This is a genomic window from Shewanella sp. SP2S2-6 (assembly GCF_031931965.1).
GTDB classification, from domain to species: domain Bacteria; phylum Pseudomonadota; class Gammaproteobacteria; order Enterobacterales; family Shewanellaceae; genus Shewanella; species Shewanella baltica.
The window spans coordinates 36922-52044 of sequence record NZ_JAUOEQ010000013.1; the positions used below are offsets into that span (position 1 = coordinate 36922).

At 45.9% G+C, this 15123-nt stretch carries 17 protein-coding genes; 3 read left to right on the top strand and 14 right to left on the bottom strand.

All coding sequences use genetic code 11. The features are described 5' to 3' along the window. Positions 1–138: 138 nt before the first annotated feature. A complete protein-coding gene (locus Q4Q57_RS10980) occupies positions 139–795 on the bottom strand; it encodes a glutathione S-transferase (RefSeq protein ID WP_311890828.1) in 657 nt (218 codons plus the stop codon). Between the two features lie 375 nt (positions 796–1170). On the opposite strand from Q4Q57_RS10980, the gene Q4Q57_RS10985 reads away from it, so the two are divergent. Both Q4Q57_RS10985 and Q4Q57_RS10990 read left to right on the top strand, forming a co-directional pair. Continuing rightward, on the top strand, positions 1171–2175 hold the full coding sequence (locus tag Q4Q57_RS10985) for a rhodanese-related sulfurtransferase (RefSeq protein WP_220590365.1): 1005 nt from the start codon (positions 1171–1173) through the stop codon (positions 2173–2175). 336 nt (positions 2176–2511) lie between these two features. Further along, on the top strand, positions 2512–2979 hold the full coding sequence (locus Q4Q57_RS10990) for a hypothetical protein (protein WP_311890829.1): 468 nt from the start codon (positions 2512–2514) through the stop codon (positions 2977–2979). Between the two features lie 165 nt (positions 2980–3144). Here the strand turns inward: Q4Q57_RS10990 and Q4Q57_RS10995 are convergent, their stop codons facing one another. From Q4Q57_RS10995 to Q4Q57_RS11050, 12 genes are all read right to left on the bottom strand, one after another. Then, positions 3145–3375, bottom strand: coding sequence for a DUF2897 family protein (locus Q4Q57_RS10995; protein ID WP_106650647.1), 231 nt, complete (start codon positions 3373–3375; stop codon positions 3145–3147). A 47-nt stretch (positions 3376–3422) separates the two neighbouring features. Further along, positions 3423–4160: an 8-amino-3,8-dideoxy-manno-octulosonate cytidylyltransferase KdsB gene (gene kdsB, locus Q4Q57_RS11000; protein WP_006081834.1), complete on the bottom strand. Its 738-nt coding sequence runs from the start codon at positions 4158–4160 to the stop codon at positions 3423–3425. 97 nt (positions 4161–4257) lie between these two features. Next, on the bottom strand, positions 4258–5328 hold the full coding sequence (gene kdnB / locus Q4Q57_RS11005) for a 3-deoxy-alpha-D-manno-octulosonate 8-oxidase KdnB (protein ID WP_311890830.1): 1071 nt from the start codon (positions 5326–5328) through the stop codon (positions 4258–4260). A 20-nt stretch (positions 5329–5348) separates the two neighbouring features. Beyond that, positions 5349–6539: an 8-amino-3,8-dideoxy-alpha-D-manno-octulosonate transaminase KdnA gene (gene kdnA, locus Q4Q57_RS11010; RefSeq protein ID WP_006081832.1), complete on the bottom strand. Its 1191-nt coding sequence runs from the start codon at positions 6537–6539 to the stop codon at positions 5349–5351. 194 nt (positions 6540–6733) lie between these two features. After that, on the bottom strand, positions 6734–7351 hold the full coding sequence (gene can, locus Q4Q57_RS11015; protein WP_028760064.1) for a carbonate dehydratase: 618 nt from the start codon (positions 7349–7351) through the stop codon (positions 6734–6736). 298 nt (positions 7352–7649) lie between these two features. Then, positions 7650–8087 carry a phosphate ABC transporter substrate-binding protein gene (locus tag Q4Q57_RS11020; RefSeq protein WP_311890831.1) on the bottom strand — a complete coding sequence of 146 codons (438 nt, stop codon included), beginning with the start codon at positions 8085–8087 and terminating at the stop codon, positions 7650–7652. 10 nt (positions 8088–8097) lie between these two features. After that, positions 8098–8706 carry a hypothetical protein gene (locus tag Q4Q57_RS11025; RefSeq protein ID WP_311890832.1) on the bottom strand — a complete coding sequence of 203 codons (609 nt, stop codon included), beginning with the start codon at positions 8704–8706 and terminating at the stop codon, positions 8098–8100. 128 nt (positions 8707–8834) lie between these two features. Beyond that, positions 8835–9281, bottom strand: coding sequence for a hypothetical protein (locus tag Q4Q57_RS11030; RefSeq protein WP_311890833.1), 447 nt, complete (start codon positions 9279–9281; stop codon positions 8835–8837). 320 nt (positions 9282–9601) lie between these two features. Next, positions 9602–10432, bottom strand: a complete 831-nt coding sequence (locus Q4Q57_RS11035) for an alpha/beta fold hydrolase (protein ID WP_311890834.1) — start codon at positions 10430–10432, stop codon at positions 9602–9604. A gap of 111 nt (positions 10433–10543) precedes the next feature. Beyond that, positions 10544–11257 (bottom strand): M15 family metallopeptidase, encoded by a 714-nt coding sequence (locus Q4Q57_RS11040; RefSeq protein WP_311890835.1) that lies wholly within the window; start codon positions 11255–11257, stop codon positions 10544–10546. Then, on the bottom strand, positions 11251–12390 hold the full coding sequence (gene dapE / locus Q4Q57_RS11045; protein WP_311890871.1) for a succinyl-diaminopimelate desuccinylase: 1140 nt from the start codon (positions 12388–12390) through the stop codon (positions 11251–11253). The genes Q4Q57_RS11040 and dapE overlap by 7 nt, the downstream gene beginning before the upstream one ends. Then, positions 12390–12734: an ArsC family reductase gene (locus Q4Q57_RS11050; protein ID WP_106651830.1), complete on the bottom strand. Its 345-nt coding sequence runs from the start codon at positions 12732–12734 to the stop codon at positions 12390–12392. The genes dapE and Q4Q57_RS11050 overlap by 1 nt, the downstream gene beginning before the upstream one ends. A 271-nt stretch (positions 12735–13005) precedes the next feature. Here Q4Q57_RS11050 and Q4Q57_RS11055 point away from each other — a divergent pair, with 271 nt between their 5' ends. After that, a complete protein-coding gene (locus Q4Q57_RS11055; RefSeq protein WP_311890836.1) occupies positions 13006–14388 on the top strand; it encodes an MFS transporter in 1383 nt (460 codons plus the stop codon). A gap of 214 nt (positions 14389–14602) precedes the next feature. On the opposite strand, the gene crr is transcribed toward Q4Q57_RS11055, so the two are convergent. Further along, complete coding sequence (gene crr / locus Q4Q57_RS11060) at positions 14603–15112, bottom strand: PTS glucose transporter subunit IIA (RefSeq protein ID WP_106650635.1); 510 nt, start codon at positions 15110–15112, stop codon at positions 14603–14605. Positions 15113–15123 lie beyond the last annotated feature (11 nt).

Consider the following 15123-nt stretch of genomic DNA (forward strand, 5'->3'; position numbering starts at 1 on the left):
GCGGTTACATTTATCTTGAGAAGCTTGCCTAGCGATCTGTAGCTAAATTAGCCACCTCACTAACTGTCAAATACCTTACTCGAATATTTTACCGATGGCTATAACATAAAATAAAAATAATCTTTAAATCTTATTGGCTTACATGTCTCCTAACAAGCAAGTTGGAGAATGGCTAGCGTCCCAGATCACATATTTTTCCATCGCTCGAATAAATATTTCACTCGAAATGAGGTTTTCTAGCCAAGCGGCGAGTCGCGGAAAATCATCGCTCAGTGCACGTTTGAGATCGACTGCGGCAAATTGGCGTATAAAAGGCACGATGGCGTAATCAGCAAGGCGAGGTGTATCGGCGACTAAAAAGGAGTGTTGTCCTAAGCATGCTTCAAGTTGCGTGAGGAAATGGCTCGCTTGCTGGTAATAGTCAGCTTGCGTTTGCTCAGGGTAGCGGTCGGCATATTTATAGCGGTCGAGCCATGGCTTAAATTGCTGATCATTTTGCGCGATAAGTTGCGCCATTTTATCTTCAATTACAGGGCTTTGTTGACATAGCAGATCTAAGGGATCCGCTTGCGTGAGTGCCCAGCGCATGATCTCAATACTTTCGGCAATCACTTCGCCATTGGCTAGCACTAATACCGGCACTGTCCCTTTGGATGAAGCGGCCAGCATTTGCGCTGGTTTAGCTTTGAGGGTGATTTCGCGGACTTCAACATTGCATTGGGCGAGTAAGAGTCCCAAACGCGCTCGCATGGCATAGGGGCAACGACGAAAAGTGTATAAGACGGCTAGAGCCATTAGGATTTCCTCTACTGTGCGGCGCTAATGCGACGCAAGTTAGTGCGATGTACGCAGATGTCGGCTTGTGTCCTCTACATGTACATGCTTATTGACGACGCGAGTGTGCCAGTACGAATGCCGCGTGCCAATCAGGCAGTGTGCAAAGGGCGCAGATGGTAACGCTTTCATGTTGAAATTTCTGCTTAATTTGCCAGCAGAAAATGATTTTTCTTACCTCCGTGCGTAAAGAATTAAAGACCCTGTATTTTATCTGTGTTTATCTTGCTGTGACTCAGGTAGAATTCCGCGCTATTTTGGGATCTGTAGCCAGTCTACAGATGATTAATGTGTTTATGCACTGGAAATTAAGTTCCAGCCAGCAAAGAGGGTGTTATGGCTAAAGTTGTCGTGTGTGCGTTATATAAATTTGTGTCTTTACCGCATTTTGAATCTATCCGAGCGCCATTGCTCGCTATGATGGAACAGGCCGAGATCAAAGGCACTCTGCTCCTCGCAAGCGAAGGAATTAATGGCACAGTTGCCGGTACCCAAGAAGCGATCGAAGCATTATTGGTTTGGCTTAACGGCCAAAATGGCCTAGACAATATCGTGCACAAATTGTCATTCGACGATGAAATGCCGTTCTACCGCACTAAAGTCAAACTGAAAAACGAAATCGTGACTATGGGCGTTGAAGGTATTGATCCACTTAAAGTGGTTGGCACCTATGTGAAGCCTCAAGATTGGAATGCGCTGATTTCTGATCCGGATGTGATTTTAGTCGACACCCGTAACGATTATGAAGTGCAAATCGGCACTTTCAAAAATGCCATTAATCCTGTGACTGAAACCTTCAGAGAATTCCCGGAATATGTGAAGCAAAATCTTGATCCTGCTAAACATAAGAAGGTCGCCATGTTCTGTACCGGTGGTATTCGCTGTGAAAAATCAACCGCGTATTTGAAAGAGCAAGGCTTCGACGAGGTGTATCATCTTGAAGGCGGTATTCTTAAATACCTTGAAGAAGTCAAAGCGGAAGAAAGTTTGTGGGAAGGCGAGTGCTTTGTATTTGATAACCGCGTTGCGGTAAATCATGACTTGAAGAAAGGCCAATACGATCAATGTAATGCTTGCCGTATGCCAATCACTGAAGCTGAAAAACAGAGCCCTGCCTATGTGCAAGGTGTCAGCTGCCCACATTGTATCGATAAAATTTCTGATGAGCAGCGTAAACGTTTTGTTGAGCGTGAGCGTCAAGTGAATCTGGCAAAAGCCCGTAACGAAGCGCATATCGGCAGCGATGTAAATCAAGTGATTGAAGCGCGCCGCGAGAAAAAAGAAGCGCAGCGTCGACTCGCCGCCGAGAAAAATAATGCGAAAAAATCGCAAGTGCTTTAACTTTATATTTCATTGGATTAGCTGCGAGTTAGTCATGAGTTCTCACTGAGTTCGTTTCTCGCTCAGGCAGCTCATACATTGCTCTCGATTTGAATATGGTTGCACTATGGCCCGACTCGTTCGGGCCATTTTTTTATGCCGATTTTAGTTTTAGTGTGAATGTGCATTAACCCATTATTTAACTCATTATTTATCATAGCGCTATGCCGAAAATCTTAAATTTATGATAACTTTCAGTCGCTAGTATTAAAAAACGCGAGTATTACTAGTATTGAAAAATGAAGTCGAGTGCCATTAAACGACAGGGAGCGATTCAGTGCAAGGTAGGCAAAGCGCATGAGCATTTGGAAAGAGCTATACGATATTTTCGATAAGGAACGCAGTCGCTGGCAGCAATCGAGCGCCAGTAAGCAGGCGATTGCCTTTGAGTTAAAAGCCAATTTGGGTTTTCTGGCCGATGCGTTAAGCAGCGGTTTATCGCAAAGCGCGATCGCCAGCGGTTTAGAATACAGTATTTTTGAGGCAAAACTGAAAGAGGGCGCCGCACTCACTGTGTTAAATCGCCGTAAAGTGACCCTGAAGTTTATTGGCGAATTTGCCGAGTTTGCTAAGTATGTCGGTAAAGAGAACGACGCTTTAGTCGAGAATGCTTATTCTAAAATCAAATCACTGCAGAAATTAGTCGCGGCCGAGCCCAATAAAAGCCACGACCTGAGGATTAAATCCCTGTTTCGCTTCTTAGTCTTTTTAGTGGCGCACCTTGAGGATCAGCCATTGAGTCGCACATCAGCGAAAAAAGCTTAAGGCTGATTAATGGCATTGACTAGCTTGTTATTTGAGAGACAAAAAAGGCGCCTGTGGCGCCTTTTCTATGCTTGCTAACATCATTGCTCATCTTTTTAGCGCAGTCTTTAAGAGGCGTGTTTACGAGTCATATTTCAACACACTCTTTAAAGGCCGCTATTGAGTTTAACGCTTAGGTGGCTCATCAGCTTTATTGGCTTCTGAGTCAGTAGTACAGGGCTTATTTGAAGCCGTTTCTGCGTCATTCTCAGCTGTCGAAGGCTTGATCTGCTTATCTTTACTATGTTGGCCGAATTGTGGCAATTTGAACTTAGCACTGTATTTCAACGCGGCAAGATTGCTGGCGATAACACCGACGATCAAAATAATAATGATCCAGACTTCTAAGGTCGACATACTCAGCTCCTGTTTCGAATAGACTCGCGCGCAAGACTCTCGGGTGACTAATCAACCGCTAAACGTTGCTCACATTTACGAATGTCTTCTGGCGTATCCACTTCAATAGAATCAAAGGCGCTAATGGCGATTTTGATTTTATGACCATATTCTAAAGCACGCAATTGCTCGAGTTTTTCCAGATCTTCTAGACGACCTAATGGTAGGGCGGCGAAGGCCTGAACGAATTTGCGGGTATAAGCATACACACCTAAGTGCTTATAAACGGGGTAATCTTGGGTGTCGCGGCCAAAAGGAATACGCGAACGAGAGAAATACAAGGCATAGTTGTTGTTATCAAACACCATCTTCACATGCATAGGATCGTCAAGCTCGGCTTTATTGACGATTTCAAAGCCTAAGGTGGCCATTTCAAACTCCCCTGGGTGACGCTCGAAGAGGCTGATGACTTGCTCGATGGAGGTTGGGTCAATTAGAGGTTGATCGCCCTGTAGATTGATCACTAAGTCGTCATCTTTCAGTCCCAGTTGGTTTATCGCATCATTGATACGATCTGTACCCGATGCCGCTTCTGGGCTGGTCATGACCACTTTGCCGCCAAAACCTTCAACTGCCGCTTTAATGCGGTCATCATCGGTAGCGACATAAATATTGGTGAGGCCTTTGGCTAACGACGCGCGTTCATACACGTGTTGGATCATTGGCTTGCCGTTAATCGGGGCTAAGGGTTTGCCCGGGAAGCGGCTTGAACCGTAACGAGCCGGGATTAACAGAGTCACATTCATCAAATTATCCTACTTTTATCAAAGATATACAGTGTAGATATACAATGCATATAGACAAAAGGGCTCACGATTGAGCCCTTTTAACATGTGTTAGAGCTTAGATGCGACGGAACAGGGCAGTCAACATTTCGTCTGTGACTTTCTCTTCCCAACCCGCGCCATAAACGTTAGCCCATAGTGGACCCATGCTCTTAGTCACGGCAACCATTTTTGCTATGGTTTCGTCTGGCAGATCTTTACAGATGTTCTTCGGCAGTGTGATGTTGTGTTTCTTCATCATCAAACGGAACTCTTCAACACCTTCTGGATAGAATTCTTCTAACACGTCAAAGGCGATACAGTTGCCGATACCGTGGTGGTAACCCAGGATATAAGACAGACCGTAAGAAACCGCGTGACAGGCACCCACTTGGCTGTAAGCGATACTCATGCCGCCCATGAAAGACGCCATCATCAGCTTGTCGTCTTTATCTACATGGTCGTCTAAGTACACTTGGCGACATAAATCCATGGCTTTTTCAGCGTAGGATTTAGAGAATTCGTTTAAGAAGGTACCTTGTAAAGATTCAACACAGTGGATATAGCAATCCATACCTGTGTAGAACCATTGGTCCGTTTCAACGCCTTCGATTAACTCAGAATCCATGATGATTTGATCGAATACTGTGTAATCTGAGTTCAGACCTAGCTTACGCACAGGACCACATAACACGGCGGTGCGTGACGCTTCTGCACCAGTACCAGAAATCGTTGGGATACCAATGTGGTGTACCGCTGGGTTCTTGATTAAGTCCCAACCTTGGTACATGGCAGAGCCACCTGGGTTCGTCAGCATCAGCGATACCGCTTTAGCCACGTCCATGGTTGAACCGCCACCTAAACCCACTACGCTGACAGGCAGTTTGCTATTAAAAGCTTGAACTTGCTCTGTTAACGTGTCGATTTGAATGGTGCTTGGCTCTTCATCAACGTTAACCCAAATCACCATATCTTGTGCTTTAGCTGGGATACGGCCTTCAAGGGCTTTGCCTTGATGCACGTCATCGACTAAAAATACCACGAAGTCGTCGGCGGTTTTACGTTCAGCAGCTAACACATCATCCAATTGGACGAATGAGCCACGGCCGAAGATCATTTTTTCAACTACTTTAAAATTCTTAAAACTCATTGCAACAAACTCCCGTAGAATTATTGGGCAAATGCTTTCTTGATGTTTTCGATACGCTCGGCGATCTGAGCATCGGTCCAAGACAACTTGATGAGCATAGAAATGGTGCGGCTCATAATGGCATCGGATTTAGGCACAGAAACTTGAGTATAGTCAGGTCTATCGGCGATTAATGTGATTGGTAACGCAGCAGATGCCTTAAGCTCCTGAATGTGTTTCCAGTTTTTCAAATAATGCCAGTTGTTTACATACCAGTAGAAGCAGCCATCGACGCCGTTTTCAGCCAGTTTTTTGCTGATTTCAATAGTACGCGCTTCGGTTGGCAACATAAAGGTTAAGAAGCCAGCCGAGTCGCCTTCTGGATCGGGGATCAGGCGGAAGGTGACTTCTGGGATAGCAGCGGCCATCGCATCTTTAATGGTTTTTTTGTTTTTACGTTGGATATCGATAATGGTATCGAGTTTACGTAATTGCGCTAAACCTAAGGCGGCGTTCATTTCCGAAATACGGAAGTTCAAGCCAATGATTGGGTGTGACTCAGCGCCGCGGTCTTTACCTATGTGGTCATGGCCGTGATCGGAGAACATGTGCGCGTTGTTGTAGATTTCAGTGTTGTTAGTGATCACAGCGCCACCTTCACCACAGGTGATGGTTTTGACTGAATCGAATGAGTAACAACCCACATCACCGATAGTACCTAAGGCTTGGCCCTTGTAGCTGCCACCAATGGCTTGGCAAGCATCTTCTAAAATCTTGATGTTATGTTTTGCACAGACGGCTTTGATCTCGTCCATCTTCGCCATAGAACCACACATGTGCACTAAGTTAATCGCTTTAGTGCGTGGGGTAATCGCGGCTTCAATACCTTCTGGAGATAAACACAGTGTCTCGTCGATTTCGGCAAAAATGGGGATCGCGCCTGCCATAAAAATCGCTTCAACTGAGGCAACAAAGGTAAAAGGTGGCACGATAACTTCGTCGCCAGCGCCAATGCCCGCAGCCATCATGGCCGTTTGCAGTGCAGCGGTACCGCTTGATAAAAGGTGAGCATGCTTCACGTTCATTTTCTCGCAGAGCAGTTGCTCCATATCGCGAGTCTTCCAGCGATCATTACGCATATGGTCGAAGTTGTAACGGAAGGTAAAACCGTTTTCCATAACGTCAGCGACTTCCTGCTTCTCTTCAGGACCAAATAATTCAAAACCGGGCATGGAAGGTATCTCCTTAGAATATGTCGCGCATAGGTCGCGCTGCAATTAACTGGCGGATTATAACTGGGGTAATAGACCCTTGCGATGTTTTATTGCTGAAAATTGCCATGGAAAAAGAAAAACCTGCACAGGGGCAGGTTTTATCTGAGCATAGATGGCACTCAGCGGGAGCTTAAAAGCACATATTCAGGCTGTTAGCGTGGATTAGCTAAGCCGTGTTCACGGTCGACCGTGACATCTAAATCTGTCAGTAAACCGTTATCAATGCCGTAAATCCAGCCGTGTACTGCCACTTCTTGGCCGCGATCCCAGGCTTCTTGCACTATGGTTGAACTGGTCACATTAGCAACCTGTTCAATCACGTTGAGCTCGCACAGGCGATCAAAACGTTTAGCTTCATCCATCTGTTGTAATTCTTCCTGATAAATACGGTAGATATCACGTAAATGCCCGAGCCAGTTATCGATTAATCCTAAGCGTTGCTGACCCATGGCCGCGCGCACACCACCACAGCCGTAGTGACCCACTACCATAATATGCTTCACCTTGAGCACATCAACGGCGTATTGCAGCACAGATAAGCAGTTAAGATCGGTATGGATAACCATGTTGGCGATATTACGGTGAACAAAGACTTCACCCGGCATAAGATCAATGATTTGGTTAGAAGGTACGCGACTATCCGAGCAGCCAATCCACAGGTATTCAGGATGTTGTTGTTTCGCTAATTGCTCGAAAAAATCTGGATTCTCTTGGCGTATACGTCCGGCCCAGCGGCGGTTGTTGTCGAATAAAGGTTTGAGTAGTTTCATTTTAACCTATTGTTTTATTGACATATAAAATGTCTTCTCATGCTCTAATTCATGCAAGCAGCACATTTTTAGCAAGAGTATACCAGCAAAATTGGCTCTGCTGGTCTATCCAATTAAGGTTTGAATCGGGATATTGAGCAATCGAGATTATTTTTTATTAATAGTTCTGTAAATGAATAGGTTCCCTCTGGGGATCTAAGCGCCATTTGTTCGCGTGTTTGTGGGTGATATTGCGCTAAAGCTGAGTGAACACCTTGTCCGCTAAAAATTAAGGCGGACAAGGATGATGTGTTATGGGTTAGAACTTACTGATCACTTTTACACTATCGTTCACCTCGCTGACGTCAACAAACCCGGTCATATTCGGATTGGCGGCAATCAATGAGAGCATTTCAGCGCTCGAGTCGACGACTTTGGGTGGTTGACCTTGGCCTGAAAAGACCAGTTTTGACCAATAGGCTTTGAGCTGACTCTCAGTTTTATTGAGGATTTGCTTCACGAACGCATCACGAGCGGGTGAGCCTTCGGGCTGATCGAGCGCAACCACAGTCCCTCCACTCGGGAAAGACTTGAGTTTACCTAAATAGATACGTGAAATATCGGCAGCACTAAATTCGGATGTATTTGAAGGATGTACCACGACGGCAATTTCGGCTTGCACATAGGCACTGCCAAGTAAAAGTGCACTAGCAACTAAGGTTTTCATCATCAACCGAGATCTTATTAATAGTTTCATGTTTAACTCCTTAAAAAACTAAGTCTATTGCCATACTCAGCAACTGTTCATCGGAGGACGGTTTGTCATTGCTGTAGTTGGTATACTCCAGTTTTAGTGCGGCTGAGGGATGGAAATCCCAGCGTGTTCCTATGATGTAGTAGGCGCTATCTTCTTGCTGTGCTTCAAGCGCTGCTTGTGTTTCAAAAACAAGCGGTGCGAGTGCAGCTTGGTTTGCCGGTGGCAGACCATTGTAAACAGGTAACATAGCGTCATAGGCATCGTATTGGGGCTCACCTTTATCAATACCGTAGGTCAAGTGGAAGGTGAAATCGTGATAGCGGATCCCGCCGGAAACAAAGGCTGAATCTTGAATATTAAAGCTACTGGGATCGACATCAATTCGCGTGTATTCGGCCAAAATAAACCATTTTTCAGCATCATATTTAACGTTAGCGCCTATGAGTAACGCGCTGTCGTTAATGGGTAAAAGATCATCAACTACTTGCTGAGTAAAGAGTCCGGTTTGAGAAATTGCATTACCTAAGCCAAGCTGTGCGGGTAATTCGTAGGAGAAATCGGTGACTATGCCGATATTCAAGCCGTACTCAAACCCTGAGGTCACAAAATTAAAGTTCATTATGTGGCCCTCGGCGGAGAAGGGCGCAGGAGGTGTTGATGAACCCGTAGGCGAGTAGTCAGAAACTGAAGTGGTAATATACTTATAGGTCAAACCGACTTCGGTATCGCCCCATAAATCGGCATAAACTAAGCCGACACCTTCACCTGAATTAAATGGCAGTGAATAAACTCCGCGGGGCGGGGCGGGGTGATCCAGTGATAGGCATAACCTACGTCAATATAATCTGAATATTTATAGAGGTTAAAGCGTTGGCGGCCCGCCATCAGCATAAGTTTGTCGCTGATGTCATAGGAGATATAAGCCCATTCGAATTCGGCACTGTAATCGTTATTGCCTCTGGATAGCACTTGCGCCGTGGCTCTTAGGCCACTACCTAGATCGGCGGTAAATTGTAAGGCAACTCTAGAATCATTATTAAAGTTGATTTCTTTGTCATAACCATAATAGCTTTTATCGTCACTGAGACTCGAGCCTGCGACAATAGAGGCAAATCCATTTATTTGAACATCAGCATAAAGAGACGGTATATAAAGTGTGCTGAATACGCAGAGGGCAACTGTACTTTTTCTCATGGCAGAATACCTTGTTGAGGGAATACAGTATAAAGGTAGTTGATAATTAGTAGATTTCACCTTTGTGCAACATTTTTTGAGGCGCTGACGACAAAATGATGATTTATACTTGTTAATGCTGATTTTATGGGGAAGTCTTTGAAAGGTGAGTGGGCTAACCTGCGAAGCAAAATCAGCTAAAGCCCAATGTTTGCATGGGATAAATAGGGATTGAACCTGGGTTCGGTATTGATGATGTGGATTAAGCTGAAATAGCCATCTTCAAGATGCACATGCCCACATCTTGAAGATTTTATTGAGTGACAGTATTTAGCAACGGATCAGTGATGTTGTGCGAGAAAATCGGCTAAGTGTTGATTGATAAATTCGGCTTGTTCAAGGGTTGAGATATGTCCCGCCGCAGGAATATGCACCAACTGACTGCCATCGATGGCATCGCTCATCAGGTAGCTTTCTAGCACACTGCGTGCTTTATCCTCAACGCCCGCCATGATAAGGCAAGGCAGCGTTAGCTGCTCGGCATCTTCCATAGTATCGCGACGACCAAAAATCATTCGTCCCAGTTTCACTATCGTGGGGATTTTTTCTGCTGAGATTGTGGCAAGTGAGTGTTCAAAACCAGCGACCAGTTCAGGTGTGTCATGCGCGGCATTGTTTGCGAAGAACAAAGGTGAAATCGCACTGATAAGCGGCGCAGGAATCGCCTTAGCGGCGGTAATCATATCCAGCATGCCATCATATTTCGCGCGGGTCACTTCGGGTTCAAAACCAATAAAGCTGTTGAGCATGACTAAGGTTTTAACCCTTGTTGGTGCTTTCAGTACCAATTCTGCGCCCCACATAGCACCAACAGATTGTCCGATAACACTAAAGTCAGTGATATTGAGGGCATCCATTAAGGCCAACATGTGATCGGCAATATCGAGCAGGGTTTTACCATTATCGGGCAGTAAATCTGACTGACCATGACCCCACAGTTCTGGCACGATACAGCGGTAATGGGCACTTAGTGCGGCAATTTGAGGCGCCCACATGGCGCTATCCCACAAATAACTGTGGCCAAACAACAATACAGGGCCTGTACCGACATCAAGGTAACTTAATTTACGATCGGCAATCATGAGCTGCTGACGGTGTGACGAAAAATCCATAAAACCTACTTAATTAAATATATCATTATGTTAAGCCGTATTCTGGCGCCCATTTTGGCGATAGAGCGCTGGACTTAACCTTTACAAAAATCTGCGGCTATTATTCCACAGCTAAGGCTGAGCGATACGCAATACGTATTCATCCACTAGATAGTCTAATCGTGCGAGTACCGCATCTTTGAGCAACATATCACTGTTTTCTAAAAGGATTGCCAGTTCGGCACGATCGAATTGCGGCAATAATAATTGTGATACAGGGAAATGGCTGATGTGCCAAGGCTCAGGACTGACCGCGCTTTGTCCCTGTTGAAACGGGAAATAAAAGCCAAAATCATGGGCATTTTCCACCAGCCAAGCATGTAATTTTGCACAGGGGCCAGTTTGGCCATATTCAGCTTCGATAAGCCGCAGGGCTTTGACATCAATTTGATCCGCATCGAACACATCGAGATCGGTACCCCAGTGGTGACGTGAAGCACCGGGCAGCGCCGACCAGAGCAAAATCAAGTCGACGATGGCATCGTCACTCAATCCCTTTATGCTTACCGCCTGCTCATTGGCATCCAATACCGCGCGTTTACCGCTGGCCTTGGCATTCCAAATTGCCAGTTGTCGCTCAAAAGGGCGATGGGCAGAGCAGATGGCGAGTGCTATGCCCGCATCTTTGGCTTTTTGAGCCATCGCATTAAAGGCGATGGCGGTGTTCGCTTCGAGCCAAAAGCTATGATACCCATGGTGATACGGACTTAAATATTCCACCAATTCAGTGGCGTTTAAGCCGTAAAGCCTAGCGGTTTCGGGACGGATCTCGAGGTGTGTTAGCACAATAGTTGTTCCAAAATCACTTCATAACACAGGGCTAGCTGCTCAAGGTCGTCCACTTTAACGCATTCATTCACTTTATGAATGGTGGCGTTCACTGGGCCAAGCTCTAACACTTTAGCACCCGTTGGCGCGATAAAGCGTCCGTCCGATGTGCCGCCCGTGGTTTGTGGATCGGTTTCATAACCTGTGACTTGGCGAATTGCAATACGGGTCGCGTCAAGCAGTGGGCCATCGCCAGTTAAAAATGGCAGACCATTGAAAATCCAGCTGATATCGTAATCTAGCTCATGGGCTTTCAAAAGGGTTTCAACCCGCTCAATCAAGATTTCGGCGGTCACTTCGGTGGAGTAACGGAAGTTAAACATCACGTCCAGTGCGCCGGGGATCACATTCGATGCGCCGGTACCGCCATTAATATTGGCGATTTGGAAGCTGGTGGGGGGAAAGAACTCATTGCCATTATCCCAGTGCATCTGACTCAGCTCGGCTAAGAAAGGCGCGGCTTTGTGGATTGGGTTATCAGCAAGGTGTGGATAGGCCACGTGGCCTTGAATGCCTTTCACGGTTAAGTTGCCGGTTAAACTGCCGCGGCGACCATTTTTGACCACATCACCCAGCTTTAGGGTTGATGAGGGTTCGCCGACTAATGCCCAGGTGATCTTCTCGTTGCGCGCTTCTAAGGTATCAATGACTCGCGTCGTGCCGTTGATGAACGGACCTTCTTCATCACTGGTGATCAAAAAGGCGATAGAGCCATGATGATCGGGATGTTTAGCCACAAAGCGTTCGGTGGCAATGATCATAGCCGCCAGTGAGCCTTTCATGTCCGCTGCGCCGCGGCCATATAAGTAGCCATCAATGATGGTGGGCACAAAAGGCGGCGTGTGCCAGCGGCTCACATCGCCCGTTGGCACAACGTCTGTGTGGCCCGCAAAACAAAAAACGGGGCCTTCATTACCACGGCGAGCCCACATATTGGTGGTGTCTTCAAATACCATAGGTTCGATATTAAAGCCGATGGCGCTGAGTCTTTCAGCCATTAAGGTTTGACAGCCTTCATCAAGCGGCGTCACCGAAGGACAGGCAATCAGCGCTTTTGTTAGTTCAGTTACAGGATAATCGTCGGCTGGCATCATAGTGAAAATACTCTTTTATAGGCGGCTTCATCAAAGCCAATCAGCACGTGTTCACCGACGACCAAGACGGGGCGTTTGATCAGTGTCGGTTGCGCCAGCATAAGTTGAATGGCTTTGGCTTGATCGATATCGGTTTTATCTGCGTCACTGAGGGCACGAAAGCTTGTGCTGCGCTTATTGAATACGGTTTCCCAGCCCGAGGTTTTACACCAGAATTCGAGGTCTTCTTGACGTAGGCCGTCATCTCTAAAATCATGGAAATGAACTGGAAGTTGATGATTTTCAATCCATTTACGTGCTTTACGCACTGTATCGCAATTCTTAATACCGTAGAGGGTCAAAATGATGCTCCAGTGTGGATGGACGCTTGGCTGGCAAGCATTGATTTTGCTGGCATTGTGGCATTGTGCGGCGCATGTCACAAGTGGGATGTGTTGCCGATATCTGGTGAGTAACAAAACGCTAATTTTCTAGGGATAATCATCGCTATTGCCTTGCTTTGGCTTGACTTTTTAACACTTGTTTAACTTAAGTGCCTTGTATATATTGTTTTTTCATTAAAATCAGTTTGATATCTGGCGTTGACTCTAGCGCGACTTTTAAAGGATTAAAATGCACAGCGATGTTTCTTTGCAGCGATTTAAGCAATTTCCGCGCTTGATGTGGATATTTTTGTTTGGGTCGTTTATCACCCGTGGCAGTTATTACATGGTATGGCCATTTTTAGCTGTTATTTTATATGAGAAATTTGCGCTAAGTGCCACAGAGGTCGGCATGGTCTTGTCCAGCGCCGCGATTATTTCGGTATTTACCAGCTTTGTTGGTAGCTCATTATCCGACAGAATAGGTCGTCATAAGCTGATGTACGTGACGGGTATCCTCTATATCATTTCGTTTTCATTATTGGCTGAAGCCAATTCTGTTGAAGGGTATGTGGTTGTGATGACATTGTGCTCTATGGCCACTTCACTGTGGCGACCGCTAACATCCGCCGCTATTGGTGACATTATTGCCGATTCTAAGACGCGCGAATTGGCGATGCAGTCACTGTATTTCATCGTCAACGTTGGCTGCGCCGTTGGCCCTATGCTTGGGGTATGGCTTGGTCTTACGGGCAAGCAGTCCAGTTTTTACCTTACCGCAGTGGCCTTTGCCGTGTTGTTAATTATGTTGTACTGGGGATTTAACCATCAAACCCGTCAGGATGCGGCTTTGGCGGCTGGCGCCTCATCGAATGACAATTTAAGTGGCGGTACGAGTGGCACTGAAAGTGATGGTGCAAGTGGCTGTGTAAATGGCATAACAAGTGATGGTGTTAATCGTGGCGTGAATGGCTTATTGAGTGATACTGAGACGAGCACGAAAAAAGCGGCAGTCGTGAGCCGTAAGCAAATTATCGCCATTCTATTGCAAGATAAACTGCTGCAATGTTTAATTTTTGCCAATATTTTGTGTATGTTCATTTATGCCCAAATGGACAGTTCGTTGATCCAATATCTTACTCGCGCAGGTGCGCCTGATTTGCTGACGTTAATTTCTGGCATGATTTTCACCAATGCTATGGTGATTATCTCCACCCAATTTTTGCTATTGAAACTCATGGCCCGTTTTCCGCTCGTCAAACGGATTCAAATCGGATTGCTATTACTGATCGGCTCACAAATCTGGCTGGCATTTAATCCGCTGGATCTATTTTGGGGCTGGATTGGTGCGATTGTGGTGATGAGCGTCGCCGAGACGATTTTGTTTCCTACTATGAATGTGCATATTGACCGCTTAGCCCCTGATCATCTTCGCGGCGCCTACTTTGGGGCTGCCTCATTCTATGATTTAGGCTTTGCCCTCGCGCCCCTTGGTGGCGGCATAATATTGGATCATTTTGGCGGTCAGAGGCTGTTTTTGACGGGCGCGGCACTCTCGGTATTAGTGATTTATCTGTACAGTATTTTAGATAAATTGCCGCGACCTGATTTTGCCATGTTCAAAGTAGATTAGTTTACTAGAGTCATGTAGCCGTTATTTGCAAGTAACATGATGCTTAGCGTGAGAACGGCCGAAATAGATTCTCCTAAGTCTGTGTATCGGTACAGCTTGGCGAATGCAATACCGTTTTAGGCTCGGTTTTCAAAAACGTAAAAGGCTGGCTCATGATGGTGAGTCAGCCTTTTATTATTCAACAAACAACCGATAGATGATGCAATATTTTAAATTAGATCTGCACTGTAAAAATCACGTCTTTACCTGCGGTAACACTGCCTTGGGCCTTGTCTAGGTATTTGACGTCTTCCATGTTTGCCAAAACGACAGGGGTGAGTAGGCTGTCTACTTGATCTTTAAGATAATCAATGTCGAATGACAAAATTGGATCGCCGACTTTCACTTCTTGACCTTCCTGGGCTAAACGTTTAAACCCTTTGCCTCTCAGCTCGACTGTACCTACACCAAAGTGAACAAATAGCTCTAAACCTTGGGGAGACTCAATGCTGAAGGCATGATTTGTCTCAAAAATTTTACCTATGGTGCCGTCGATAGGCGCCAGAATTAATTCGCCTTTGGGGGCGATAGCGATGCCATCACCGACAATCTTTTCAGCAAAAACCACGTCGGGGACTTTTTCAATGGCGACAATATCCCCGGAAACGGGGGCATATACCATGATACCGCCAGCTAATTGAGTCTGGCCCGATACCAAGCGCCTTATTCGGCTTAAAAATCCCATAATCTAGAGCC